Raw genomic sequence first — 25,285 nt, 5'->3', positions numbered from 1 at the left:
CACCCTATTCATTTGCAAACCCGATCAATCACAAAGAAAAACAAACTTCTCAAATGAGCCCCGGGCAGTGATGCTGTCGCGATCCACTTCGCCTCCCGGAGAACAACAATGAACGAAGTCGCCATCGTCGCCGCCACCCGTACTGCCATCGGCAGTTTCCAGGGCACCCTGGCCAATGTCTCGGCCATCGACCTCGGTGCTGCGGTGATCAAGCGCCTGTTGGAGCAGACCGGCCTTGACCCCGCGCAAGTCGACGAGGTGATCCTCGGCCAGGTGCTGACCGCAGGCGCCGGCCAGAACCCCGCCCGCCAGGCCGCGGTCAAGGCCGGCCTGCCCCACGCGGTGCCGGCGCTGACCCTGAACAAGGTCTGCGGTTCGGGCCTCAAGGCCCTGCATCTGGCGGCCCAGGCGATCCGCTGCGGCGACGCCGAGGTGGTGATCGCCGGCGGCCAGGAGAACATGAGCCTGGCGCCGTACGTGCTGCCCTCGGCCCGCACCGGCCAGCGCATGGGCCATGGCCAACTGGTCGATACCATGATCACCGATGGCCTGTGGGACGCCTTCAACGACTACCACATGGGCATCACCGCCGAGAACCTGGTGGACAAGTACGCCATCTCCCGCGAACAGCAGGACGCCTTTGCCGCCGAGTCTCAGCGCAAGGCCGTGGCGGCTATCGAAGACGGTCGTTTCAAGGACGAGATCACCCCCATCCACATCCCGCAGAAAAAAGGCGATGCGCTGGTGTTCGACACCGACGAACAACCTCGCCCAGGCACCAGCGCCGAATCGCTGGGCAAGCTGCGTGCAGCCTTCAAGAAAGACGGCAGCGTCACCGCTGGCAACGCCTCGAGCCTCAACGATGGCGCCGCTGCCGTGCTGCTGATGAGCGTCGACAAGGCCAAGGCCCTGGGCCTGCCGGTGCTGGCCAGGATCACCGGCTACGCCAGTGCCGGTGTAGACCCGGCGATCATGGGCATCGGCCCGGTCTCGGCGACCCAGCGCTGCCTGCAGAAGGCGGGCTGGCAGTTGTCCGACCTGGACCTGATCGAGGCCAACGAAGCCTTCGCGGCCCAGGCCCTGGCAGTGGGCAAGGAGCTGGCCTGGGATGCGGCGAAGGTCAACGTCAACGGCGGTGCCATCGCCCTGGGCCACCCGATTGGCGCCTCGGGTTGCCGGGTGCTGGTGACCTTGTTGCACGAGATGATCAAGCGTGATGCGAAGAAAGGCCTGGCGACGCTGTGCATCGGCGGTGGCCAGGGTGTCGCGTTGACGATCGAGCGATGAGTCTGGGGTGAGTGCTGCGCAGGCGAGCCCGCGAAGCACTCACCGCTAATCTCAGAATCTTTCATCCAGGATCGCCGGCAAGCTCAGCTCCCTGACAAAGCTGGCCGGCGACAGTGACAGGATCGTCCTGACCACCTGCACCACATCGTGCACCGGTATCAGTTGCCCTTCCCCACGCCGCGCAGCCTCAGCAACCGGCACCTCCAGGCCGTCCTCGGTATTGAGATAGCCAAGGTTCAGACAGGTCACGCCAAGATGCCGATCGCGGTAGCCCTCGCGCAGGGCGTCGGCGATGCCTTGCAGGGCGAACTTGCTGGCACCGAAGGTCACCTCAGGGCGCCCGCTGCGCGGCAGGCCCGAGGTTGAGCCGGTCAGCAGGATGCGTGGGTGCTGGCTTTGCAGCAACAGGGGCAGCAGACGCTTGATCAGCAGGATGGTCGCCGTGATGTTGCAACCGACCATGGTTTCAATCTGGGCGTCCTGGTCGTCGAGAAAATCGTAGGCGGGGTGGAACGCCAGGGGCTCCCAGATGCCCAGGTTGTAGATCAGGGTGTCGATGCCTTGATCGGCCACAGCCTTGGTGATGGAGGCGACGGCAGTTGCGGGTTGAGTGAGGTCGGCTTCGATCCAGCGGGTTTCGATACCAGCGATGACGGGGACATGCGGGGGGATGGCGCGGGCGACGCCGATCAGGGTGTCACCGGGGTTGCCCAGGCCTTGCATCAAAGCCTTGCCCAGCCCTTTGCTGGCGCCGATTACCAGGGTCTTCATCAATAACTCCATTTATCGAGGTTTGGGGAAAGAGGCCGGGACAGCGGTGACCTTTTCGCGGGCAAGCCCGCTCCTACAGGTACTCCACAGTCTTCCGAGCCGCAGGGCCTGTAGGAGCGGGCTTGCCCGCGAAAAGGTCACCGCCAAAAGTAGATTCGATCCACTAGCGCAGCATCCAAGCAACCCGCCAGCTCGATGACAAAGCCTGGCTTGTATCCAGATGTAAACCGCGGCGCGTGTCTGTTTCAGATCAATGCCGTACGCTTGCAGACAACCCACCGCCCCCCAATCCAGCCACACTGTCATCCTGCCCGCACCCGGTACCCGCCATGAGCCTGCTCAGACAAGCCCTGAACGATCAATCCTTCGTCTGCATCATGGAGTTCGTCCCCAAGCCTTCTGCCCAGCGCTTCGCTGCACTGGAGAGCATCATGGCGCGTGCGCAGTTGTGCGGCTGGCCACTGGCGGTGTCCATCGCCGACCGGGTCGGCAGTGCGCTCGACATGTCGCCGCTCGACGCCTGCCGCAGCTTCAACACACCGGTCCCGACCCTGTTGCATTTCTCAGGCAAGGATCGCGAGCGCCAGGACCTGCTCGCCCAGCTGTCACACATGGACGCCGCAGGCCTGGACCAGCTCCTGCTGCTGACCGGCGACCGCCTGCCCGGCCACACGCCAGGCCAACGTCCGGTACGTTACCTCGAATCCGTCGCGGCCCTGCAGATCGTGCGCCAGGCGCGCCCCGACTGGCTGCTCGGCGCGGCACTGAATCCGTTCAAGTACCGCGAGGAAGAAGGCGGCGCACAATACTTCAAGGCCGAAAAGAAGCTCGCCGCCGGCGTCGACTTCTTCATCCTGCAACTGGGCTTCGACTTCCAGAAATACCGCGAGGCCATGCACTGGATGCAGCGCCAGCCCAGGCCTCGGCCCATGCTCGCCTGCATCATGGGGCTCACCGAAGGCCGCGCCGGGATGCTCGAGCATGTGGCGGGGGTCACCGTAAGCCCCGCGATGCGTGCGCTGCTCGCCGCCGAGGCGGCAGTGTCCAAGGCCCACGCCCGGCAGCGTGCCACGGAGCGCCTGGCCCTGCAGATCATCGGCCTGCGCCTGCTGGGCTACGCCGGGATCAACCTCTCCGGCGTGCACGAACTCGAACAGTTTCTCGAACTGGAACAAGCTCTGGAAGACTGGCTGCCACGCATCAACAGCCTCGAGCAATGGCGCAGCGCCTGGGACGCCGCCTGGCAGATGCCCGGCGTGGCGCCGGTCACTTTCCACCCACCCGGGCATCACTGGCAGCAAGGCCAGCGCCAGGTCCAGGCGTCGTTTACGGAAAAGGCCCGCTACCATTTGCTGTCGGCCATGCACCACCAGTTGTTCAGCCGCGAAACGCTGTTGAGCAAGGCATTCGGCTGGAGCGTGCGCCGGTCGCTGTGGTCGACCCCAGCCGCGGCGCGCGTGCTGCACCGCGTGGAGCGCGGCCTCAAGCGGCCGGTGGTCGGTTGCGATACTTGCGGTCAATGCCGGCTCGAAGACACCTTGTACATCTGCCCGGAAACCTGCCCCAAGGGCCTGGCCAACGGGCCCTGCGGCGGGACGCAACTGAACCGCTGCGAGTTCGGCGACCGGGAATGCATCCACAGCCGCAAATACCGCACGGCGGTGTCGGTCGGGCAGACAGACGTACTCAGGGACAAGCTGATCCCCTGCGTCGAGGTGGGTGGGCGCCAGCAGAGCTCCTGGCCGCGCTGGTTCGCCGAGCCAACCCCAGTACAACCCGCAGCGCGCGCCAAGCGCCCGCAACCCGAGGCCGCGGACCTGTAGGAGCGACCCGGCAAGCCCTGGTACAGGGGGCCCGACAGCCTCTATCCTGAGCGGCCATCGCCCTACACTCGCCCACAGGACCGCCGCGTGACCCGAGCGCAACTTGAAACCCAGCAGATCCCCCTCTACTTCGCCGCCGTGGTCCTGGCCATCGCCGCAGGCCTGCTCGCTCCCGACACCGCCAGCCACCTGCAAGCGTTGGTGACTCCGGCGATTGCCGTGCTGATGTACGCGATGTTCCTGCAGATCCCCTTTCTCGACCTGCGTCAGGGGCTGGGCAACCGCCGCTTCATGGGCGCGCTGTTGCTTGCCAACTTCGTGCTGGTACCGCTGCTGGTGTGGGCGGCCACGCGCGGTCTGGTCGAGCATCCGGCGATCCTGATCGGTGCACTGCTGGTACTGCTGACGCCCTGCATCGACTATGTCGTGGTGTTCACCCACATCGGCAAAGGCGACTCGCGCCTGACCCTCGCCGCCACGCCGATGCTGTTACTGGCGCAACTGGCCCTGCTGCCGCTGTACCTGACCCTGATGCTCGGCGCGCAAAACCCTGTGGCACTATCCATCGCGCCGTTCGTGGAAGCCTTCGTGCTGCTGATCGTGCTACCGATGCTGCTGGCCGTGTTCACCAGCGTCGGTGCACGCCGCTCGCAGGCCATCGCCCGCTGGAACGACGCCTGGGCGTGGATGCCGGTGCCGGCCATGGCCCTGGTGCTGATTGCCGTGATCGGCTCGCAGATCGTCGTGGTGCTGGGCGACTTCCAGCGCCTGTTGCCGGTGATTCCGGTGTATGTCGGGTTCGCGCTGCTGGCACCGCTGCTGGGGCTGCTCTCGGCGCGGCTGTTCCGGCTGCAGGCGCGCGAAGCGCGATCGGTGACGTTCAGCGCCGCGACCCGCAATTCGCTGGTGGTACTGCCGCTGGCGCTGGCCTTGCCGGAAGACTTGCGGGTGCTGGCGGCAGCGGCGGTGATAACCCAGACACTGGTAGAACTGGTGAGCGAACTGATCTACGTGCGGGTGGTGCCGGCAGTGGTACGAACCTGACAGACGCCATCCCAACTCACAGGATCACGAACCCCACCTCGATATTGCCCCGCGTCGCCTTGGAGTACGGGCAGATCTGGTGCGCCTCGGCCACCATCTTCTGCTTGTCCTCCAGGGCTAGCCCGGGCAAGTGCACGGTCAACTGAGCGGCCAGCGCAAAGCCGCCATCGGCGGTATTGCCCAGCGCCACATCAGCCTCCACCGCCACGCCCTCGGGCAGGCGGATGTCGAACTTCTGCCCCGCACGACGCAGTGCGCCGATGAAGCAGGCCGACCAGCCGATGGCAAACAATTGCTCGGGGTTGGTGCCTGGACGTCCGGAGCCTGGCGGGCTCAACGGCAGGTCCAGCGCACCATCACTGGAGCGACCGCGGCCGTCGCGGCCTCCGGTGGTGTGAGTACGGGCGGTGTAGAGGGTGGTTGTCAAAGGGGTGATCACGGTGCATCTCCTTCTTGCCGATCAGGACGTTTCGCACAGCCCTCCCCGACCAAGGGTGCGGGAAGGGCGCGGATGGCCGTTACTGCTTGGCCTGGCTCAGGCGGCTGTACAGGTCGGACGGGAACGGTTTGCCGTTGGCGTCGAACTGATGCTTGCGGAACTGATACACCTCCGCCTCGGACAGGTAACCATCGTGGTTGGCGTCGATCGCATCGAACTCGGCGTTGGCCTTCGGTGCCACGGCCAGCAGCTCGGCACGCGAAACGCGGCCATCGTGGTCGGTGTCGGTGCGGGCGAAGGAGGCATCGCCACACTTGCCTTCACCACACTTGCCCTCCGCCCCGGTGGCTTTCGCCTGGCCACCGCACTTGCCCTCGCCACACTTGCCTTCGGCCTTGGTGGCCTTGCCCTCGGCACCGCACTTGCCTTCCCCACACTTGCCTTCGGCCTGGGTGGCCTTGCCCTTGGCGCCGCACTTGCCTTCCCCGCACTTGCCTTCCGGGGCCTTGTCGTTGGCCGCGAGCTGGTAGCCCTGCGGCAGTGCTTCAACGGCGAACGCGGAGCTGGTGACGTTGATACCGCCTGCCAGGGCGATGGCGAACAGGCCGATGCGAGCCTTGCTGGAAATCGGGGTATGGGACATGGCATTTCTCCGGATGTCAGTGCGGTCGTACCGCTGGGTTCATTGCCCCTAGGGCGAGAGAGCCGATGAACCGGGGCGCCTGGCCCCGTTCGTTCGGGTGGAGCCATTTGAACGTCAGCGTGTATCGGGGGCGTATCCGGGGAGGGAGGGATTTGTATGCAAGTACGCAGGATCAGGGATGAGATACAGGGCGATACAATCGCGGGACAAGCCCGCTCCCACAGATACGTGCGCTGACACCGGATTCAGCGCACGTATCTGTGGGAGCGGGCTTGTCCCGCGATTGGGTCGCAAAGCGGCCCCGGCGATCTCAGCCGTCGAAACTCACCGCCCGCAACGGCGCGGTATTGACCTTCAGCTCGAACACATCCGGCCGCGCATAATGGCCCACCACATCGAAGTCGAGATTGCCCTGGCTCAACTGGCTCATGTCCAGATCCGCGTACAACTCGGTCTCGCAATCGAACACCGGCCCGGCCAGTACCTCGCCCAAGGGGCTGACGATCATGCTCCCCCCGCGCATCACGTAGTCGTCGTCGGCGAAATCCAGCCCGAACGCCTCGCGGTGCTGCTGCGGATACTCGCCCAGGCGAATCGCCTGGCAGGCCGAGAGCACGAAAACCCGGCCCTCCAGCGCCACATGCACCATGGAGCTGGCCCACGACGGTCGATCGTCGGCAGTCGGTGCGCAGTACAGTTGCACCCCTTGCGCATACATGGCCTGGCGCAGCGCCGGCATGTAGTTCTCCCAGCAGATCACGCTGCCGAGCACACCGAAGTCGGTCTGCACCGGCTCAATGGTCGAGCCATCGCCGAAGCCCCAGATCAGGCGCTCCTGCCCGGTCGGCATGAGCTTGCGGTGATAACCGGCAATGCCCCGGCCCGGCGCGAGGGTGACAGCGGTGCAATACAGGGTGCGGCCATGACGCTCGATGATGCCGACCACCGCGGTCACCCCCGTCTGCTCGACGCTTTCGGCAAAGGCCGCAAGCTCCGGGCCGTCCAGGGCCACGGCTCCCTCGACGTAGCGCTGGTACAGCGCGCGCCCGGCAGCACTGCGATTGCCCACCACACTGCCGAACGCTGCGCCCTTGGGATAACCGCCGATGAACGCTTCGGGGAACACCGCAAGTTGTGCACCCTGCTCCGCCACCCGCCGCAGGATGCCGGCGGCCTTCTCGACACTGGCCATCGCGTCATAAGGAACGGAAGCGGCCTGGATGATTGCTACACGGGTCATGATGACTCCTGTCTGTGGTTAGAAACGGCTGATGTCGTTGTCACGGGTTTCCGGCAAGGTCTTGCACAGCACCAGCAGGCACAGCAGCGAGACCCCGGCGAGGTAGGCAGCGGGCAGGTTGGCGTCACCGGTCATGCGGATCAGCGCCGCGGCGATGAACGGCCCCGGGCCTGCCAGGATCGCCAGCGCCAGGTTGTGCCCCAGCGCTGCGCCGGTGGAGCGGATCGAGGCCGGGAAGACCTCCACCAGCAGCACCACGTCCATCACTGCCGTGACCGCCACCAGCACCCCCAGGATGATCAAGCCGAGCAGGATCGCCGCGCTGTTGCCGCTGTTGATCAAGAGGAAAATCGGAAACGCCAGCACCGTCAGCGCCGCGGCAGCACCCAGCAACAGTTTGCGCCGGCCGATGCGGTCACTGAGCCGGCCGATCAGCGGGTTGACGATCACGTACACCACCAGCGCGATGCTGCACAGCCACAGCGCCGTGCTGCGCGGCAGCCCCACGGTGGTGACCAGGTGGTTGTTGGCGTAGGTGACGAAGTAATAAAGCGACACCCCGAACAGCGCCGAAAAGGCAAAGGTGGTGATGAACGCCCGGCGCCGCACCGCCTTGCTCGGGGCCTGCGCCGAATCGCGCTGGCGCACCATCTCTTCGTACACCGGGGTATCGCCCAGCTTGCGGCGAATGAAGATGGCGATGCCGGTCATGACGATCGAGGCCACGAACGGCAGGCGCCAGCCCCAGGCCGTCAGTTGCGCGTCGCTGAGCGTGGTGGTGATGGTCGCGGCGACGAAGGTGCCGAACAGGAACGCCAGCCCGGCAGTCCCGGTGATCACGCTAGCCGCCGTGGCGCGGCGATTCGCCGGCGCACTCTCGACAATATAGATGCCTGCGCTCGACCACTCGCCGCCAACCATCATCCCCTGCACGAAGCGCATGGCGATCAACAGCACGGGCGCTGCGATACCAATCGCCTCGTAGGTGGGTAACAACCCGATGATCGTGGTACACACCCCCATGCCGAACACCGTGATGATCAGCACCGCCCGGCGGCCGAAACGGTCACCGATCGGCCCCAGGATCAGCGCCCCGAACGGCCGCGAGAGAAAGCCCACGGCGAATACCGCCAGCGACGACAGCAGCGACACGCCAGGCGCGCTGGACGGGAAGAACAGCATCCCGATCACCGCCGCGAAATAGCCGTAAACGGCGAAGTCGAACCACTCCATGAAGTTGCCGATCCCTACCGCGATGGCGCGCTTGCGGATATCCACCTGCCCACCCCTGGTATGGGTATTGCTTTCACCCACGCTATGCGAAATCGTGCCCACCGGATCCACCTATGTGTTGTTATCTGTTGTGGGCACCAGACTAGAAACACCACCGACCACGGGGCAAACGATTAGGAAATATGAGCCGGATTAACGTACGTAATATTTCTCGGATCGACCTGAACCTGCTGCTGACCTTTCACTGCCTGATGACCGAACGCAGCGCCACCCGCGCCTCAGCCATGCTGCACGTGACCCAGGGCGCAGTGAGCTCGGCCTTGCGCCGCCTGCGCGAACACTTCGGCGACGAGCTGTTCATCCGCACCGCCTCGGGCATGCAACCCACGCGCAAGGCCATGGAGCTGGCGCCGAAGATCACCGAAGCCCTGACCTCCATATCCGGCCTGTTGGGCACAGAACCCGACTTTTCGCCGCACAATTCCAGCTATGTCTTCAATATCGGCCTGTCTGACGATATCGAGGCCTGCCTTGCGCCGCGCATCGTCAACGCCGCAGCGGCCGAAGGCCTGGGCGTGACCTTCGCCTTCCACCAGAGCAACAGCTCGCTGTGGAAACAGTCGCTGCAAGACCCCGACATGGACCTGGTGATCTGTGCCGAACCCAAGGACTTCAACACCAGCTATTCCTCGCAGGTGCTGTTTTCCTCGTCCTACGCCTGCCTCTACCGTCCACGCAATGGAGCGGCAAACGACCCCATCGCCCTGGAAGACTATTTCGCCGCCAATCACGTGCGGATTTCCTACGATGGCCGCCGCGGCTTCATCGACGACATGTTCGAGGCGGCAGGCTATGCGCGGCATGTCACCGCCTCGTTCACCCATTTCAGCGGTGCACTGAGCACCTTGATGAACAGCGAAGTGATCGCCACGATCCCCAGCTTCGCCGCCGAGAGCTATGCGGCGATGACCGACCTGACCGTGAGCCCGGTGCCCTTCCCGGTGCCGTCGTTCCGCTGTTTCATGGTCTGGGACATTGCCCGGCACAACAAACCGCATCATGAATGGCTGCGGCAGTTCATCGGCAACCTGGCCCAGGTGGTGAGGTAGCCTCCGGACCGACGGGGCCTACGAAACTAGGCCCCACGCGCATGACGAGTTCATGCCCATGGTGCCCGAGCACGGGCTGCTGAGCGTCAAGGACGAACAGACTGGCCGCCCCCTCAAACCGGTAGTGCTTACGGAAGATGATGAAACTTCGCTGGCAACAGTCCGCGTCGTTGCGACGTGTCCCACGACCAGGGGCAAAGCTCGCGGCGGCGCTCTCCCACAATTATATCGGAACGGTCCGACATACCCGCCAATAGCGCCTTCTTATGCTCGCGAGTCCCTCAATCGCGGGCTAGCGGCTGACCCAACGGTCTCTCCTGACGCCCTGCTCAGGACCCGTCATGCCTCGCCCGCCCATCACGGAATTAGGTGGCAACCCGTTCAAGCCTTTCGCCCGAGCGCGGATCGAAAGCTCGATCGATCTTCCCAAACTATATGCCGCAATCGACCGCGATCCCGCCATCGTTGGGGCGGGGGTGGTTTATGTCGATCCTCATTACAACGCGATTACCTTGCGGGCGTTTCAGCCTGTTTGCAGTGTGCTGCCGAAGAGGGTGGTGTTGCAGGAGCTGCCTAGGCCGGTTACGGCTGAGCAGTATCTTGAGCAGCAGGTGAAGGATCCGCGGCAGTCCAGGTTGATTTCGGATCTCTGGAATACTGGGGTGGCGTGTACGGGATTTATCGGCGGGTTGCTGTTGATAGTGAATGGAGGTGTTTTGACTGCTATCACCGGTGGCCCTGGGATTGCTATCAGCATTGCTGGCTACGGAGCTTTATTGGCATCTGCCGCCCAGTGTGCGATTGGAGTGCGCCGTGTTCACTTGGAGCTTCACGCCCCGGAAAGCAATGATGAACTCGATAATCAAACTTGGTTCAAGATTGTTGCACCGCTGCTAGACATCATCTCTTTGCTCGGAATCGCCAGCGCCTCTCTGAACACGATCAAATATCTCCAGATGCGCAAAAGCCTGACAGGTGCAGGATGGTTCTCGTTGAGTAGAACACTGAGTCGCCAGCAACGCAGCACGCTGATGAGAGAAATCCTCTCGATCAAACACCCGTCGCTGACGAGTAAACAACTAAAACTCAAACAACGTCTCGGTACCCTTCCCAAACGCTTTATGCCCGCACAAATCAGGAAATCGACCATTGCACTTATCAGTGAGTCCATCCTTAGCGGCATCGGCATCATCGGGAACGGGATGGTCCAGAACCTTGCTGTAATGCTGATAGAGGAAATTAGCGAATGATGTTTCTTACCTTTTGTTTAGGCACCTTTCTCAAACGATTTTTCCCGATCCTTGCGCTGGCAATGTTGCTGGCAATTATCGCCATCTCTACGGGAGCAGGCGCCATAGCAGATGTCTACTTTCGCAAGCATCCAAACTACCTTGAGTACTCCTTTACTCTGCTGATGTTGGGCACGACTGTGCTGGGGTGCGCTCAGTACTCGGTAATCCGTGGCAGAGGAAAATTCACATGGTGGATTGTAGGGGTATTGGTGATATGCCTTGCAGCCAACTGCATAAGCTACTTCAAGCCTGGATTAGAGTTGTTTTCGCTGGTGGGCATGCTCTCGGCCACCTCGGCCCTCGCCTGCTACAACAGCCGCCGCTACCGCCAAATGTGCAAAAGACTTCAAGTGATCCGGCGAATGCGCGAGGAATGGATCGCCTATGAAAAGCTCCGTCGGTAGCTCAAGCCCAGTCGGTGTGGGAGCGGCCTCGTGCCGCGAAAGGGCCGCAAAGCGGCCCCGGCAATCGAGAGCCAGCAACACATCCAACAGCTACCCCGCCTCCCCCGCCAAATCAATCAACCTCCCACACTCCTCCGCCGTCATCCGACCGATGATGCGGATGGCCTGGTGAATCCCCGCCGCACCTCGACCGCTCAACTGCGGGTTGTGCTCACACTCAAGCAGTTCATCGTATTGAGCCAGTGCCTCGCCCAGGAGTTCAAGGGTCCAGGCATAGGATTGGATTGTAAAAAGGCGCTCGTGGTCAGTCATGGGACACCTGCCTCAGTTCGCGGGTGGACTGACTGTAGACAGGGTAAAAGCGATGGGGTCGAGATACCGGAGCCGATGAGAAGCGGCGGAGAGCGGATACGAGGATCCTGTAAGGGATAGCGATAAACATGCATGAGATCCTTTTCAGTTGAAGCACCACGTCAATCGTCGCCAAACGATTGGGTGGCAGCTGTACGCAGGTTGGCGAACCGAGGAAAAGGAACCCGGCAGACCCGAGGGTCTCCCACGCACAGCCGCCATTGCACGAAACTGCGGACACAAAAAAAGCGCCTGCAATCGTGATCGGGGCGCCGATGCGCCTTTTCGTACGGGTCGCCAAACCCGGTCGCGGAGGTTGCCGCGACTGGGGGGAATTTATGCCTAACGGGGCTTCAGCGCAAGGCGCGGCGAAGCCAGCAGAAGCTGTGAACCGCATTTTGGGAACAGTCCGACATACGCCCAGGGCCGGCGACCCTGCTCTGTTAACCCTCAACTAATCCGCCTGTAGAAAACTGGGTGCAACTCGGCGCTCGCGGCGCCGCAAGCCCCCTCACTACAGACAGGTAACTTGAAAATGAAAGCGTTAGTGGCATTGGTGTTTGGCGGCCTTTGCAGCACGGCAATGGCCAATGAAGTGGCGCAGGATTTCAAGCAGCCGCCGGTTGAACGGTACAACTACTCGCAGCACCTGGACATTGCCCGAGTGATCTCCGTGAGCGAAGTGCCCGACGTGCGCGAATTGGTACCCGCGCGCATGATCTACGAAGACTCCAAAGGCCAACGGCATACGCTTGAATACACAGCGATGGGGAAAGGTTTGACTGACGACTGAGGCTCTGGAGTGTCGCTTAATCCGTGAGGGAATGTTCGGCAGTGCCGGCAGTTCAATAGGGCAAGTGGATGATGAAAGTGGTGCCATAGATTGGGTTGGACGTCACGGTAGCCCGGCCACCATGGGCTTCGGCGATCTGCTTGACGATAAACAAACCAAGCCCGAGCGAACGCAGCGTATCTTGCCGGTCGCTACCACGCGTCATCGGCTCGAATAACTTGGGCACCAATTCCTCGGCGATGGCAGGGCCGTGGTTGTGAACGCTCAAAACCACACCGTTGCCGCAGAACTCAGTAGTGAGCGTGATGGGATAGCGAAGGTCGCCATATGCCGCACTGTTGGCGACCAGGTTACCGATCATCTGATGCAACCTGTCCTGATCCACCTCGAATGTCCCTTGCCCCCGAGACAAATGACGAATGCTTGCGTTGCCAAAAACAATCCTGAGCTCACTCACGGATTGGTCCATGGCCTTCAGAAGATCAACTTGTTGGCGACGGATACCGATGCCCTGACCGAGTTTGATCGAAGCGAAATCCAAAAGATCGAGGATCATGCGCTGCGCTCTTTCGGCAGAAGTGCCAATGCTGCCCAGCAGGCGACGCCCCCGGTCAGATTGGACATCGCGTGCAAGCAGCTCAGTGGCCATCTTGATGGCCGTCATCGGATTCTTCAGGTCATGGCTAGCCACAGCGACCATTCGTTCGGCGAGCAGTGCCCGATGCTGCACATCTTCATAGGCTGCGGCCAACTCGACTTGGGCGCGTTGCAGAGCTGATTCGGCGGCGGCCTTCTGTGCCAGCAGTTCCTCGGCGCGCTGCATTGCCAAGAATACCCCCCGCTCATTGCGGTCTCGCTGGCTAATGCCGAACAACGCCAACTGGTAGACGACCCCGTCGTCACTTGCCTGCCGGACACCATTGAGCAACATGGCAACGGCTGTTCCATTGCGATGTTGCAGGTCGACCTTAACCTCCGCAACAGAGCCCTGCATGTCCATCAATGGCTTCCAGTGTGTGCTTTGGAACACACGCCCAGCCACCGTCAGCAACTGCTCGAAACTGCACGCGTGCATCAGCGTCGAGTCGTATCCCAGCCAATCGCAGAACGTTTGGTTGGCGCGGATGATGGTGCCATCCGCAGCCATGACAACCAGTCCGCACGGGGCGTTCTCGAAATACGATGCTGTGAGCAACTGCGCGGTGTCATCCATCACTGAACCCACGTTCTACGAAGAAAGCATCCATTGCAGCCGTGCATGCACTGGGCGCGCTCAGCTGCGGGAAATGGCCGATATTGTTGATGATGCTCAACGTACTGTCGGGCAGCACCTGGTGCAGATAATCGCCAACCTCCATTGGCACGACCACGTCGCCGGGACATTGCAGGATCAACGTGGGTGTCGACAGCCCGCAAATGTCCTGCCGGTGATCGGACAGGAAGATCACACGGGCAAAATGCCTGGCGATAAAGGCGTTGGTGCGAGCAAAGTTTTCCAGCAGCTCTTCGTGAAGCCCCGGCTGCCCCGGTGCCCCCATCAAGACAGGCGCCATGGTCCCGGCCCAGCCGAGATAATTGTCGTCGATGGTGGCCAGCATTTGCAGCACTTCATCCGGCGAGAATCCACCGGTGTAGTCACCCTTGTCTACGTAGCAAGGCGAACCGCCAATCATCACCAGCGCAGCAATCCGCTCTGGCGACTGCACAGTGGCCAAGGCACAGATCATCGAGCTGACCGAGTGCCCCACCAGGATCACGGGGCCCTTCGCAAACGCGTTGATGATCTCGTTAAGATCCGCTGCGTGCCCCCACAGCGACGCGTGCCTGCCATGATCGTACGCCTCAAGCTCAGACTGCCCAGCGCCGGTCAGATCATAGGTAACAACGCGGAAGCTCTTGGAGAAATGCGGCACCAGCAACCGCCACATGCTCTGGTCACAGCCAAACCCATGCGCCAGGATCAAGGTTACCCCTCCGTCCCCAACAATATGGACGTTGTTACGCTTCTGCAGGGTCATAAAAATCCTGGTGTAATTGGCTATTAGCAGCGCCCGACTGCCCGATCTTCCGAAAGATTAGGTGAGTCATGGGACAAGCGGGGTGCGACTGTGATTCCGCAGCAGTCGAAAATAACTGTTGTACCAGAACAGGCACACGTGGGCACCATACGCGATACGCCTGGACATAGCCCGCGGATTATTGAACGAGGCGCCGTTCGAGCTGATTTCGGCACGGGCGGACTAAGGTGTAGGCCAGATTCAAGTGCTCGACCTGCTTGCTGATCGAGCACAGATCCGATCTACAGGTTACAGCGCTAAGCCCCATATGGACAGGACGTGGCTGTAGGCGTTGAAAGCGGAAGCGTTAGCCGCCATGAGGGTATCGCGGACCAGACAGTTTCGAGGTGAACTCTCGATGTGTTCCGCAACAATCATTTGTCTCTATTCGCTGTTATAGCCTGCTCTATCAGCGGGCTGTCATAGCCAGTAACCGAACTTGCAGGCATTGGGACGGGCTCTTGCCAGAACGGTGTCTTTCCGTCCTGACTGTCGAACCTGTGGCGGGCCTCGCGGATCTGCTCCACGTTTTCAACCACCCACGTCCAAATAGGCGACATGCGGACAAGCAGCTGCATCCCCAGCGCAGTCAGGTCATACTCAACACGGGGCGGAATCTCTTGGAACTCGTGGCGGCTGACCAAGCCATCCCGCTCAAGTGATCGCAGTGTCTTGGTCAGCATGCGCTGTGTAATGCCACGCAACTGCCGTTTGATATCGGCGTGGCGCATCGTGCCGTAGACACCTAGCGCATGCAGAATCCCCAGAGACCAGCGACTGCCCGCATGTGCAAGTACCTCACGCCTGACCCCATCGTCATCCTCTCTAAGCGTCTGGCAGATGGCTTGCGCCTGCCTCAAAGCTTCATGATCGGCCATGCTTCCCCCTGGTATCACGCGTGTGCCTTCTTACGAGCGCTGCATAGTCGTGCAAGCATTTGTCCATCTTACAGGCGACTTCAACCAGGACAAATCATGACCCATTCCACCCAGCCAACCCCTCAATCGATCCTCGTATTAGGCGCAGGAGAGCTTGGGCTGCCCGTGCTTCGCAACCTTGCTCGGGTTGCAGAACTAGCCCCAGGCTCAACGGTCAGCGTGCTGCTGCGCGAATCCACCATCAACACCCAAGTCCCGGCGAAAAAAGCCGAAATCGATGAACTTCGTAGCCTCGGCATTCAGATGGTCGCTGCCGATCTGGTGAGCGACTCCATCGACCAGCTTGCGGCGGTATTCGCTCAATTCGATACCGTCATTGGCTGCGCAGGGATGGTTGCAGGCCGAGAAACTCCGATGAAGCTTGCCACTGCGGCTCTGAAGTCCGGCGTCAAGCGATACTTCCCGTGGCAGTTCGGCGTGGATTTTGAGGTGATTGGACGCGGAAGCCCGCAGGACCTTTTCGATGCCCAGCTTGACGTTCGCGAGTTGCTGAGGGCTCAAGACAAGACTGACTGGGTCATCATCTCGACGGGCATGTTCACCAGCTTCATGTTTGAGCCCATTTTTGAAGTGGTGGACTTCGAGAATGACACGGTGAACGCGCTGGGCGGGCTGGATAACAGCGTCACACTGACCACACCCGATGACATCGGGGCGCTGACAGCAGAGATCGTTTTCTTCGAGCCCCGCTTGCGCAACGAAATCGTGTATCTCTCGGGCGACACGGTTACTTACGATGAAGTTGCTGGGTTGCTCGAACGTGTCCTTGGACGACCTTTCAAACGTAACGAATGGACGGTTCCGTATCTGATGGACGAACTGGAAAAAGACCCGACTCATCACATCAAGAAGTATCGGGCCGTGTTTGCCCAGGGCCGAGGCGTGGCCTGGCCGAAAGCGGGCACCTTTAATGAACAGCAGGCGATTAACGTCACGACCGCCGAGCAGTGGGCTCGCGCAAACCTTCAAGGGAGGTAAGTGCTGGTAGAGGGTGGGGATGTTCGGAGAGGCACCTGGGGGGAAAGGGGTGGGACTGGTGCGGAGACAGGAATCGAATAACGCAGACTTAGCCCCGTGAACACTGGATACTGATGCCATCAGCCTTCAAACGTATCCCTATACATATCCCTAAATCCCAATCTGCCCCCCTTGGCGACTATGCCGCTCCCTCCCGAGCCCGCTGGAGGTTCTCTGCGAAGAACTGCCCATTGTACTCGGTCACTAGCGGATCGAGCTCACCCACAGGTATCACTCCTAAGCGATCGACCTGACTGAGGAGACGTCCATACATGGTAGAGCCGGGCAGGTCTGCACCGGTTTCCCTAGGCATTCTGATGATGCGCTCCAGATCTTCGCGAGTGAGCGTATCGAAGAGAGGAGTGATCAACTTCTCGATTACGTCATTTGAAGTGTGCCAGCTGCGCGACTCCGATAGCAGTTGGAGCGACCGCTCCTTCGCCAACGCACCTATGTCATGCTCCTGGATCGCAACAGAGAGACGGTCGGTCCCCAATGCCTGAATTCTCTGGTTCGCCGCGGCAGCCAACGTCGGATGTCTCCCAACCGCCAGGGCCGGCATTACATTAGCTTCGGGTCCACTGCGAAGGAACTCCGCCATCCGCACACGAGCAGCTTCATCAATCAAACCGGCCATTTCAGGTGTCGCCGCTACCAGTCGGGCAACTGCTGGCAATCCTGGGTCTCCCACCTGCCTGATTAACGTACTCAATTGCTGGGAGATCCTAGGCTCAGCAATCGCTCGATGGGAATCGAGCAGCACCGACAGCACCGCACCGACTTGGATTTTCCCAGTCACGGGACTATCTGGCTGAGCAAATCCGAAGATGAGCGAGTCAACCAAGCCACGAACGAGGGCTTCGGACGGGTTCGCCAATGGGGTTTGGCGTAGTGCAATCGATGCCTGGTGGTGATCCCTCGGGAAATAGTCAGAGGCAACGGTGGTGAGCAGCTCAGCGATAGCGGCGCGCCCCTGGATAGGTGGCTGTGACAACACATGCTCTACCGCATTACGGAGGTGGAGGCGAGCAAGCTCAGCATTCGGCCGGTGAGGAATCCCTGCAGACTGAAATGACGGATGCGCACATTGGTGCCGATCTTCGCGAAGGCGCTGAAGATCACGCATTTGCTGGTGGTCAAAGAAGCCCAGATCCGTACCACACGTACCGATAATCGTCCGCTCGAATTCCAAGGCGTTTTTCACACCTTGGTCATTGCCCGCATTGATCTGGTCGATGTAGGTCTCATAGCGACTGTTGATGCGCTGCGCTTTTGCATCACCTGCAAGGGCAAGATCGCGGATTTTATCGACTAGGTCGAATACGACCGCAATCCAGGCGTTAACAATGGCTGACCTGTACGCGCCAGCCTTGTAGCACTGGATTGATTCCGAAACATAGTCTCTCGAACGCTCCGCTCGGCACCTGAGTACCAGCGTGTCCAAGTCAGCTAGGGAGTCGGTCATGCATGAGTCTTCCAATTCCGGGCACGCGCTCCTTGCCCGCGCCACCAGAGATCAAGCATATCCCAAGCTCGGCAAATGCGCAGCGAGCTGGGAACGTCGCCTGATCCAGAGAAACCAACCCAGCCGGTGTTAAAAAAGTCGAACAATTCACCGCTGTTCACCAAGTTGACCAGTTCACTAAGCTGGCAGATCAGCCGCTAACAAAAGATCGCGGGTTTCCTGCCCCGTATCTAGTCACATCTCTCAGGGTCCCCGGCGGCGCCGAGGGTCGGGAAGTGAGACCTTGCTTCAGCCGCTGAAGGCACGAGCAATAGGGGGCTTGGGGTCGCTAGATAACCGCCATTCTAGGAGTCGTGTAACAGGTGTACTGGGTGTAACGACGGCACACAACCCATTGATCTTAAAGGCTTAAAAGGTGTACACCTTGATGTACTCGCTCTGCTCTGATTAGTGTAACAACAGATCTGGTGTAACCATGGCTGTCCGCTATCGACCCATAGCGGCCACCACCGATAGACTGTCGCTGCGGCAATCAAGTAGTCTCTCCCGCAAGCTCGCTGCTGAAGCTCATTAAGCAGCTCGGCTTGTCCCCATGTCACATTTCACTATGAGGCTGTTGCAGTTTTCGAGACCATCCTCAAGATGAACATGGACTTATCAAGCGACAAGGAACGTTATGCTGTGCCAATGTCGCTAAATAGCAGTCACCTTCTCAAGGACCCCTCCTGTGCCGGACTACCTTGGTCACTTTCCAGAGCCATTTCTCGAAGACATGGTACAAGGCCGCTGCCTCCCATTTGTCGGGGCCGGCTTTTCGCTTAATGCCAAAATCCCCAAGGGCAAAAAAATGCTCGATTGGGATGGATTAGGGAAGAGGGTGGCCTCAGCTCTGCCCGAATACCAGTATACATCTGCGGTTGAGGCGCTATCCGCTTACTCGCATGAGTTCACTCGGGTGAAGCTAGTCGAGCTACTTTCATCGGCGCTACTGATAACAACGATCCAGCCAGCAAAGACCCACGAGGAGTTCTGCAAGATCCCTTTCGAGCGCGTAGTAACTACCAACTTCGATTTTTTACTAGAACAGGCGTATGCGAGAATTAGCAAATACTGCATCCCTCTAATTTCAGAGGACCAACTTGCAGTAGGCGACTCTCAAGCTGGAGTCAGGCTGCTGAAACTCCACGGCGACCTCCACCATCCCAATCGATTGGTCGTTACAGAAGAAGATTACGACGCGTTCGTCACAAGTCTTCCCTTACTTGCGACCCACCTCTCAAGCCTCCTGATAGATCACACCGCGCTTTTCATCGGCTACAGTCTCGATGACCCTGATTTTCGACAAATTTGGCAAGTCGTCAGGGAACGGCTGGGAGCACTCCGGCGACCGGCTTACGTGCTTCAGGTTGGAGCACCTGCGCATGCCGTTGCGCGTTATGAGCGGCGCGGTGTAAAGGTGATCAACCTTCCGAAGACACCAAATCGTTCGTATGGAGAGATCTTGGAAATCGTGTTCCGTGAGCTTCGGGAATACTGGTCCTCGAAGGTTATCTCCCTTAGCATGGCCACAGAACCAGAGCCGCAAGCTGAGTTGTCACTTCCCTCAAGTGCTCAGAGCCGCCTTGCGTTCTTTTCCGTCCCAACTCGGTACGCCGCAGTTTATAAGGCGCGCATATACCCGATTGCCGAGCGATACGGATTCAGCCCCATCATGGCTACCGATGTGGCCACTCCGGGCGACAGTCTCATGGCCAAGGTGTACGCCCTCATTGAGCGTTCTGCAATCGTTGTGGCTGACCTCAGTTCACAAAACACCATGTTTGAAGTAGGTATGGCAATTTCTCAAGAGGGCTTGGCAAAACCTCTGATTTTGATTGCCGAAGATCAATCGACTTTGCCTTTTGATGTCGCTAATCACCAAGTCATAAGACGTCCTAGGTCGCTGGACGAAGAGGCTTCTAACTTCATCAAGGCTATTGAGACTGCATTTGCCGAAGCGTTCTCTCGGATCTCACCTTCACTTGAAGATGAGCCAAATCGACTCTTGCAAAAGAAGGAATATCGTGCAGCGGTCATTGCCGCATTTTCACTTCTCGAGCATGATCTTCGACAGCTATTTGAGCTATCTGGTCTTGACCTCTTTGCCTCTCGATCAACTCTCAGCATGATGCTGGAATACGCGAAAAAGGAAGAAGTATTTACGGCTCAGGAGTTTCGGAGCATCCGGTCTCACATGATTGTCAGAAACCGAATTACCCATTCTCGTGTTGAAATACCGGCGGCGCAGGCTAAGACTATTGTCCGAGAAATTACGGAGGCAACGGCGAAACTTCGAGATGCGAACCTGACTCGCAGGTCCGGCGTTTCGACACAGATTTTACCGTAAGTCAATTCTTCGAAAACGTTAAGTCATGCCCGGCTGTCCTAACCTCCGGCCCGCAGCGTAGGGCAGCTATGGGGCGGAAGCGAACCTTAACGATCGGCAGCCATCGACCCAAAGCTGCCGGTATCGAATGGCAGCAATCGGCCAAAAGCAGCCATTTAACAACTACAAAATAACGGGCAATTCAAGGTCGCGCCTGAACTACTGTCTTCATAAAGAACAACCTGGCCAATAAAGCGAAGAAACTGAACCAACGCTGTCATGGAGTACCTTGTACAATGAAAGGGATTGGCCGTACCGCTGGAGCGGTTCGGAGCACTGAAGCCTATGATTCAAGGATATCATTGAAATATCCGAGGTACATTGGTTGTTCAAAACCACCGAACTTTGGAAGCCATTCTTCATCCGTCGCTGGGTCGATCTCGAAGCGGTAGCTGGTAGTCGAGAAGATAATCTGAGCATTATTTTTTAAAGCCACTACTTTGAGCTCTTTGATATACGCATCCAGGTCCTCCGAGTGAATCTCCTGCTGCCGAGGGGTATCGAATATCAATGTTCGGAAGGGCGAGGCTGGATTGTCGGTGCAGATTTCAAATAGCGCAGCGTGGAATGCAAGCACCGTACGAGCCTTGGAGCTTCCTTTGATGATCCCAAGCTTCTCTGAGCCAAGAATTGGCTTCAGATCACTGTCGATCTGGATCTCTCTGGAGATGTTCTTGGAGTTGAGGATGTCGAGCCAACGGGCCATTTTCTCGGCTAACGCGAGCTTAAATCGCATTACATCCGGAGATTGCTCTCTGGTTTTTCCGAGAGACTCTAGCTCGTTTTGAACCGCCTCTCGCCGATTCAGCAGTTCGAGGTGCTTACCTTCTTGGCTCTTGTATTTCTGCTGTTGACCTTTTTCGAGCTCTAACTCGAAAAGTTCGGAGGCGATTTTACTGATCGCCTCAATGAACATTTCAATCCCTGCTTCGCGCTCTGCAATCCCTCTCTTCGCGGAAAGATCAGCAATTTGTGCTTCAAGCCAAGTCATCTTGGTCTGTAGGGCTTCGGCCTGCTGTATATTCGCGACGGTCACGGCTTCCAGGTCTTTCAGCTGGTCTTTGAGATAGAGCAAACTTTTGCCATACGAGTCAGAGCTTACGAGAAACATCCCGCACGAGGGGGTTGTGCATATTTCGCTAAAAGAAATGAATGCACGACGAGCCTGCTCATTCAAATCCAAGGTCTCGATTTCGCTTTCGATCTCATCTCGTATTTGAGACGAACTGCGAATTCTCGACTCTAGGGTTATATGCTGCGAGGCTATCTCCCGGTGCTGGCGACGAAGATCGGCAATCAAGAAGTCGAAGCTGTTTAATGTCTCGCTTTTAATATCCTTGGTCGTCTTCAACTCATCAAGACGAGCTTTGAGTGAGGTAATATCACGCTCAATATCTGCTTCAAGTCGTGGAGCGGCTGGGAGGTCTTGCCGGAGCCTTTCCATGAGCTTACGGCTATCTGTGATAGTCTTATCCAGGTAGTCGAGCTCTTTTTTGAGATTAATCGTCTTTTTGGCCGCGTCGAATGAGCTTCTGGCAGGGAGGCCCACGGCCAAGCGAATCATTTCGGAATACTGAGCTTTGATAAAGCTATGTCGCGGCGGAACGTAGTAGTCGGAATAACCGGTGTCTTGGTCTAAATAAAATAGTGGAAGTATCGCCGAGAAATACGGAATTGTAGCGGTGTCACTATTGGTAGTCAGTCGCTCAGACCTTAGTTTCAAGATGCCCAGCATGAACCTTGAAAAGTCTTCATCGTTATAGAAGCGATCTATAGTTCTGCCATCGCTGCTAATGGTGATATCGTATCTCTCTCCTACCTTCCGCTCAAAGGAAAGTAAGTTCGCATCTATATTTACTCGCAGGACGACCTTTCCAGTATTCCGAATAATGTCTTCACGAAACTGGACGTCTAATCCGAGGCAAAACATGATGGATTGGATTAGAGGTGTTTTCCCACTACCATTAAGGGCATATAGCTGAGTAACAGATTTACCAAACTTCAGCTCTTGAGAGCCCCATCCACCACCATGGCTTGCAAAGAACTGCAGGGATTCAAATTTCATCTAGTTTGGCCTCGATGTCACGCTCTTTGCAGATGTTTCTATATGATCTTTTTATGGTTAATAGCGCCACGCAAAGGTGGCTTTCTTCACTCATAACTTTGTCTATGAATTTTTTGCCAGACTCTGCCGCATCGATCCGAGAGTTATGTTTGTTAACGACGACCATCCCGGCATCTTCCAAGAACGTCAGCGCCTTAATTGTTCTTACTCTTAAATTTGCAGACCAACCTAGTTCTTGCGCTGACCCCTTAAAACTGGCAATGCTCTGTTCAAAACACTGCCCAACCAGCATGCCAATGTCGTTACGTTTGGGTTTTGCTTGGCTACGCGCGAGTAAAATTATTGTCAGTGCGATTAATGGGATATGAAACAAAGTCTCATTGCCCAAAACGTCAGACCTGTTTCTTGGTGAGTACGAGAAATTAAGACTTTGGGACTCAGCGCTTGCTGCAGCCACAGCCTCACGAAAATTCATGAAGACTCTCCTTTCACTATTTCAGACAGTACCGCTCCAAAAACCAGCTCTTCAGTTAGGTCATTGCGATTTAATAGCGTGCGAAGATTAACTGTTAGCTTGACGACAGCGCCTGTAATCGTCTTCATGTCTATTTTGCCGACAGCCAGGTTATCTGTCAGACTTGTTATTTCATCCATCAGCTCAAGTAGTTTTAGCTCCTGGATTGTGTGCCTATTAACTCGATACCAAGTTTCCCACTGCGACTTGAAATTTGCAAATGAGTTAAGCGTTTCTTCTTTATAGTTGTTCCGCTTTAATACGCGCTGAAGAATTGAAACACTTTTAATAGCGTTCGGATCGCCGCCATTTCTTAGGAGATAATAGGCCGGGCGAGAAATGGCAAGAATATCGAGCATGTCATCGAGCGTCACACTCGCTTTATCATTGAGCATATTCTCGGTCATGCTGTCATTTATTTCCTCTGATGACTTGCTTTCTATTAGCGATAGAAGCTGAATAATCAGAAGCCTAACTTCCTTCGGAGTAAGATTGATTTCACTGTACTTGTAAATCTGACCATGTGCGCTTGAAACGAAGTTATCGTCGTCCTCGTTTAAGATTTGCTGGCGAGGTACTAGCTTTAGGTGCGACAGGAAGGCGAGAACTTCCTTATCGGTCTTTGTTGCCAGACTTGGTACAAGATTTTTAGTTTCAGTTATGAGCGTTGCCGTGTGTTTGGATACAACACTGCCGGATTGTGCATCGTTGATCAACCCTTCGACATCATCGTCGAAGTTGATGTTCGTTAAGATGACGAGAGAGTGACAGGCGTCACCGAAGTTATCTGCATGCAACAACATCTTGCCCGCAAAACTGTTAGGTAAATCGTGGCCGTTTTTTTTGGTTTTTTTGATGCCAAATATCTCTAGGATATTATAAAGATGGTTCTGCTTAGTCTTTGTTTTGACCTGCACGAAGCGGTAGTAAATCTCCCCGCCATCCACAAACTTGACCACGTAATCTTCATGGTAGTCGCAAAAGACTCGCTCAATGGCGCAGTCTTCGAGGAGTGCTAAACATTCAAGGCTTGCCGCTTTGAATTGGGCCTTAAATCGGTGAATGGTATCTCTACCGTTCAACTCGCGAGCCTTAACTTCATGAAGTCTCATATATAGCGCTCAGCACTCGTTGTCGGGTTGGAACCGGCTATTCTGAACGGTTGAGAAGCGCTGCAATTGCGTGCCCCCCAAACGGTTCGACGGCACACATGGCATTTAGTGAGGTGAGGGGCGTGTACGGGTGTGATCGCGGTAGCAACAAGCTGCCGGGCTTGAGTAGCGCGATGTCGTGAGCGCAGATATTCACGATTAGCTTCCATTGCTAAGGCCCTTGGGGCTGATATTCTTTCAGTTAGTGCATCATATGCGGCTTATTGCCATCAGTAAACGATCCTGAGCTACCTAGGTTGTTGCGCACAACCTCCTCACTCTGGGTGATAGATGATTATGTTGCCTTGCACTTGGAAAGACACCGCAGCCCCTGATCGTATCGGCGTGCTGGTCGCCATTAGGGATCGGGTTAGGTGTTTTGTCAGACGTACCTTTCTGCCCCGCCCTGAAAGGCTGCTGCTGGCCGATTGCGGCCTTCCGGAAAGGGACGTTTTTGGTCCTTATCGGGCACTAGTGAACAGAATATGTCGACCTAAACTGGCCATCCACTAGCTTGTCGCAGCCGCCTTTTGGATTAGATGACACGTAGGAGCACCTCAACCATAAAACAGCCCGCATCTGCGGGCTGTGTCGGGATTACGCTTCCAGCAGGTCTGCTAGGGTGACGCCTTTAGAGCGGTCTAGCACATCATCTCTCTGGAGCTCTCTAGCTGAAGGACCGAAACCAGGAATCGATAACCTTGATAACGCCATGCCAGCAAAACCGCGATGACGATTGGCGGCCAGGATCCGAGCCCCCACGACCGCAAGCTTCTCAGCCAAGTGATTCCACTCATCACCGAGAGCTATCTCGGTAGCAGCCAAAGCTGCACTCTGCGCCTCGTGCCCTTGTTTCTGAGCATGTGTGATCTGTGCGTCGAGCGAGTCAATCTCTGCCTGCAAAGCAGTCGTCAACAGTTCTTGGCGCCTTGCGTGTTCATCCGCCTCAACGAGCTGGTTACTTGCTTTCTGCATCTCGGTGTTTGCCGCCTTTTCACCTTTGCTGTCACCAGAAGCGATACTTCGTGCATACAGGTTTGCCGCGTCCAGCTCGGCCTGTCGAGCCGCGTCAAGCGCCAACTCCATATCTTTCTGAATTGCTTGGAGGCGTCCAAAGAGGAGCCTGCGCTTCCCCTCCAAGATGGAGTGTAGTGGTCTACTAACCCCGGACACCCATTTAGGCGAGAATGCTCGCCACAGAGAGGTGTCCGATGACCAAGCAAC

At 57.8% G+C, this 25,285-nt stretch carries 22 protein-coding genes and 1 pseudogene; 9 read left to right on the top strand and 14 right to left on the bottom strand.

Annotation, left to right across the window (positions count from 1 at the left end):
• Positions 1-108 precede the first annotated feature (108 nt).
• Complete coding sequence (locus AC2CGW_RS12685) at positions 109-1,287, top strand: acetyl-CoA C-acetyltransferase (RefSeq protein ID WP_484574127.1); 1,179 nt, start codon at positions 109-111, stop codon at positions 1,285-1,287.
• Positions 1,288-1,338: 51 nt separating this feature from the next.
• Here AC2CGW_RS12685 and AC2CGW_RS12680 read toward each other — a convergent pair whose 3' ends face one another.
• Positions 1,339-2,058 carry an SDR family NAD(P)-dependent oxidoreductase gene (locus tag AC2CGW_RS12680; RefSeq protein WP_484574126.1) on the bottom strand — a complete coding sequence of 240 codons (720 nt, stop codon included), beginning with the start codon at positions 2,056-2,058 and terminating at the stop codon, positions 1,339-1,341.
• 329 nt (positions 2,059-2,387) lie between these two features.
• Between AC2CGW_RS12680 and AC2CGW_RS12675 the strand changes: the two genes are divergently transcribed.
• Positions 2,388-3,881, top strand: a complete 1,494-nt coding sequence (locus AC2CGW_RS12675) for a methylenetetrahydrofolate reductase C-terminal domain-containing protein (protein WP_426351657.1) — start codon at positions 2,388-2,390, stop codon at positions 3,879-3,881.
• Positions 3,882-3,968: 87 nt separating this feature from the next.
• Positions 3,969-4,925, top strand: a complete 957-nt coding sequence (locus AC2CGW_RS12670; protein WP_484574125.1) for an arsenic resistance protein — start codon at positions 3,969-3,971, stop codon at positions 4,923-4,925.
• A 16-nt stretch (positions 4,926-4,941) separates the two neighbouring features.
• Here the strand turns inward: AC2CGW_RS12670 and AC2CGW_RS12665 are convergent, their stop codons facing one another.
• The 4 genes from AC2CGW_RS12665 to AC2CGW_RS12650 all read right to left on the bottom strand — a co-directional run bounded on the left by AC2CGW_RS12665 (position 4,942) and on the right by AC2CGW_RS12650 (position 8,525).
• Positions 4,942-5,364 carry an organic hydroperoxide resistance protein gene (locus AC2CGW_RS12665; protein WP_346655296.1) on the bottom strand — a complete coding sequence of 141 codons (423 nt, stop codon included), beginning with the start codon at positions 5,362-5,364 and terminating at the stop codon, positions 4,942-4,944.
• 79 nt (positions 5,365-5,443) lie between these two features.
• Positions 5,444-6,007 carry an HvfA family oxazolone/thioamide-modified RiPP metallophore gene (locus tag AC2CGW_RS12660; protein WP_186667696.1) on the bottom strand — a complete coding sequence of 188 codons (564 nt, stop codon included), beginning with the start codon at positions 6,005-6,007 and terminating at the stop codon, positions 5,444-5,446.
• Between the two features lie 310 nt (positions 6,008-6,317).
• Positions 6,318-7,247, bottom strand: a complete 930-nt coding sequence (locus AC2CGW_RS12655; protein ID WP_063543033.1) for a carbon-nitrogen hydrolase family protein — start codon at positions 7,245-7,247, stop codon at positions 6,318-6,320.
• An 18-nt stretch (positions 7,248-7,265) separates the two neighbouring features.
• Positions 7,266-8,525 (bottom strand): MFS transporter, encoded by a 1,260-nt coding sequence (locus tag AC2CGW_RS12650; RefSeq protein WP_256216730.1) that lies wholly within the window; start codon positions 8,523-8,525, stop codon positions 7,266-7,268.
• Positions 8,526-8,662: 137 nt separating this feature from the next.
• Between AC2CGW_RS12650 and AC2CGW_RS12645 the strand changes: the two genes are divergently transcribed.
• From AC2CGW_RS12645 to AC2CGW_RS12635, 3 genes are all read left to right on the top strand, one after another.
• A complete protein-coding gene (locus AC2CGW_RS12645; protein WP_186667695.1) occupies positions 8,663-9,589 on the top strand; it encodes a LysR family transcriptional regulator in 927 nt (308 codons plus the stop codon).
• Between the two features lie 341 nt (positions 9,590-9,930).
• Entirely contained in the window at positions 9,931-10,839 is a 909-nt protein-coding gene (gene ssp4, locus AC2CGW_RS12640; protein ID WP_484574124.1) for an Ssp4 family T6SS effector, read from the top strand.
• Positions 10,836-11,285, top strand: a complete 450-nt coding sequence (locus AC2CGW_RS12635; protein WP_186710024.1) for a hypothetical protein — start codon at positions 10,836-10,838, stop codon at positions 11,283-11,285. The genes ssp4 and AC2CGW_RS12635 overlap by 4 nt, the downstream gene beginning before the upstream one ends.
• Positions 11,286-11,375: 90 nt before the next feature.
• On the opposite strand, the gene AC2CGW_RS12630 is transcribed toward AC2CGW_RS12635, so the two are convergent.
• Positions 11,376-11,597, bottom strand: a complete 222-nt coding sequence (locus tag AC2CGW_RS12630; RefSeq protein ID WP_054895632.1) for a hypothetical protein — start codon at positions 11,595-11,597, stop codon at positions 11,376-11,378.
• Positions 11,598-12,171: 574 nt separating this feature from the next.
• On the opposite strand from AC2CGW_RS12630, the gene AC2CGW_RS12625 reads away from it, so the two are divergent.
• Positions 12,172-12,429 carry a DUF2790 domain-containing protein gene (locus AC2CGW_RS12625; protein ID WP_063543005.1) on the top strand — a complete coding sequence of 86 codons (258 nt, stop codon included), beginning with the start codon at positions 12,172-12,174 and terminating at the stop codon, positions 12,427-12,429.
• A gap of 52 nt (positions 12,430-12,481) precedes the next feature.
• On the opposite strand, the gene AC2CGW_RS12620 is transcribed toward AC2CGW_RS12625, so the two are convergent.
• From AC2CGW_RS12620 to AC2CGW_RS12610, 3 genes are all read right to left on the bottom strand, one after another.
• Positions 12,482-13,642, bottom strand: coding sequence for a PAS domain-containing sensor histidine kinase (locus AC2CGW_RS12620; protein ID WP_484574123.1), 1,161 nt, complete (start codon positions 13,640-13,642; stop codon positions 12,482-12,484).
• Entirely contained in the window at positions 13,635-14,447 is an 813-nt protein-coding gene (locus AC2CGW_RS12615; RefSeq protein WP_186667691.1) for an alpha/beta fold hydrolase, read from the bottom strand. The genes AC2CGW_RS12620 and AC2CGW_RS12615 overlap by 8 nt, the downstream gene beginning before the upstream one ends.
• 413 nt (positions 14,448-14,860) lie before the next feature.
• Complete coding sequence (locus AC2CGW_RS12610) at positions 14,861-15,364, bottom strand: winged helix-turn-helix transcriptional regulator (protein WP_484574122.1); 504 nt, start codon at positions 15,362-15,364, stop codon at positions 14,861-14,863.
• A gap of 96 nt (positions 15,365-15,460) precedes the next feature.
• On the opposite strand from AC2CGW_RS12610, the gene AC2CGW_RS12605 reads away from it, so the two are divergent.
• On the top strand, positions 15,461-16,402 hold the full coding sequence (locus AC2CGW_RS12605) for an aromatic alcohol reductase (protein WP_484574121.1): 942 nt from the start codon (positions 15,461-15,463) through the stop codon (positions 16,400-16,402).
• Between the two features lie 178 nt (positions 16,403-16,580).
• Here AC2CGW_RS12605 and AC2CGW_RS12600 read toward each other — a convergent pair whose 3' ends face one another.
• A complete protein-coding gene (locus AC2CGW_RS12600; RefSeq protein WP_484574120.1) occupies positions 16,581-17,906 on the bottom strand; it encodes a hypothetical protein in 1,326 nt (441 codons plus the stop codon).
• A 727-nt stretch (positions 17,907-18,633) separates the two neighbouring features.
• Between AC2CGW_RS12600 and AC2CGW_RS12595 the strand changes: the two genes are divergently transcribed.
• The gene (locus AC2CGW_RS12595; RefSeq protein WP_484574119.1) at positions 18,634-20,292 is read left to right on the top strand and encodes an SIR2 family protein; all 1,659 of its coding nucleotides are present in this window, start codon (positions 18,634-18,636) and stop codon (positions 20,290-20,292) included.
• 322 nt (positions 20,293-20,614) lie between these two features.
• On the opposite strand, the gene AC2CGW_RS12590 is transcribed toward AC2CGW_RS12595, so the two are convergent.
• The 4 genes and pseudogenes from AC2CGW_RS12590 to AC2CGW_RS12575 all read right to left on the bottom strand — a co-directional run.
• The gene (locus tag AC2CGW_RS12590) at positions 20,615-22,396 is read right to left on the bottom strand and encodes an AAA family ATPase (RefSeq protein WP_484574118.1); all 1,782 of its coding nucleotides are present in this window, start codon (positions 22,394-22,396) and stop codon (positions 20,615-20,617) included.
• Positions 22,386-22,871 carry a hypothetical protein gene (locus AC2CGW_RS12585; protein ID WP_484574117.1) on the bottom strand — a complete coding sequence of 162 codons (486 nt, stop codon included), beginning with the start codon at positions 22,869-22,871 and terminating at the stop codon, positions 22,386-22,388. Before AC2CGW_RS12585 ends, AC2CGW_RS12590 begins: the two co-directional genes overlap by 11 nt.
• A complete protein-coding gene (locus AC2CGW_RS12580) occupies positions 22,868-24,022 on the bottom strand; it encodes a dsDNA nuclease domain-containing protein (RefSeq protein ID WP_484574116.1) in 1,155 nt (384 codons plus the stop codon). Before AC2CGW_RS12580 ends, AC2CGW_RS12585 begins: the two co-directional genes overlap by 4 nt.
• A gap of 636 nt (positions 24,023-24,658) precedes the next feature.
• Positions 24,659-25,285, bottom strand: a pseudogene (locus tag AC2CGW_RS12575) (hypothetical protein); the annotation flags it as partial.

Source organism: Pseudomonas sp. SYWMCR5 (assembly GCF_057197165.1).
This window is presented reverse-complemented; position numbering and strand designations above follow the sequence as displayed.

Coding starts and splice junctions, on each gene's coding strand:
- AC2CGW_RS12685 (WP_484574127.1), top strand. CDS start 109: ATGAACGAAGTCGCCATCGTCGCCGCCACCCGTACTGCCATCGGCAGT.
- AC2CGW_RS12680 (WP_484574126.1), bottom strand. CDS start 2,058: ATGAAGACCCTGGTAATCGGCGCCAGCAAAGGGCTGGGCAAGGCTTTG.
- AC2CGW_RS12675 (WP_426351657.1), top strand. CDS start 2,388: ATGAGCCTGCTCAGACAAGCCCTGAACGATCAATCCTTCGTCTGCATC.
- AC2CGW_RS12660 (WP_186667696.1), bottom strand. CDS start 6,007: ATGTCCCATACCCCGATTTCCAGCAAGGCTCGCATCGGCCTGTTCGCC.
- AC2CGW_RS12655 (WP_063543033.1), bottom strand. CDS start 7,247: ATGACCCGTGTAGCAATCATCCAGGCCGCTTCCGTTCCTTATGACGCG.
- AC2CGW_RS12645 (WP_186667695.1), top strand. CDS start 8,663: ATGAGCCGGATTAACGTACGTAATATTTCTCGGATCGACCTGAACCTG.
- ssp4 (WP_484574124.1), top strand. CDS start 9,931: ATGCCTCGCCCGCCCATCACGGAATTAGGTGGCAACCCGTTCAAGCCT.
- AC2CGW_RS12635 (WP_186710024.1), top strand. CDS start 10,836: ATGATGTTTCTTACCTTTTGTTTAGGCACCTTTCTCAAACGATTTTTC.
- AC2CGW_RS12630 (WP_054895632.1), bottom strand. CDS start 11,597: ATGACTGACCACGAGCGCCTTTTTACAATCCAATCCTATGCCTGGACC.
- AC2CGW_RS12625 (WP_063543005.1), top strand. CDS start 12,172: ATGAAAGCGTTAGTGGCATTGGTGTTTGGCGGCCTTTGCAGCACGGCA.
- AC2CGW_RS12620 (WP_484574123.1), bottom strand. CDS start 13,642: ATGGATGACACCGCGCAGTTGCTCACAGCATCGTATTTCGAGAACGCC.
- AC2CGW_RS12615 (WP_186667691.1), bottom strand. CDS start 14,447: ATGACCCTGCAGAAGCGTAACAACGTCCATATTGTTGGGGACGGAGGG.
- AC2CGW_RS12610 (WP_484574122.1), bottom strand. CDS start 15,364: ATGGCCGATCATGAAGCTTTGAGGCAGGCGCAAGCCATCTGCCAGACG.
- AC2CGW_RS12605 (WP_484574121.1), top strand. CDS start 15,461: ATGACCCATTCCACCCAGCCAACCCCTCAATCGATCCTCGTATTAGGC.
- AC2CGW_RS12600 (WP_484574120.1), bottom strand. CDS start 17,906: ATGACCGACTCCCTAGCTGACTTGGACACGCTGGTACTCAGGTGCCGA.
- AC2CGW_RS12590 (WP_484574118.1), bottom strand. CDS start 22,396: ATGAAATTTGAATCCCTGCAGTTCTTTGCAAGCCATGGTGGTGGATGG.
- AC2CGW_RS12585 (WP_484574117.1), bottom strand. CDS start 22,871: ATGAATTTTCGTGAGGCTGTGGCTGCAGCAAGCGCTGAGTCCCAAAGT.
- AC2CGW_RS12580 (WP_484574116.1), bottom strand. CDS start 24,022: ATGAGACTTCATGAAGTTAAGGCTCGCGAGTTGAACGGTAGAGATACC.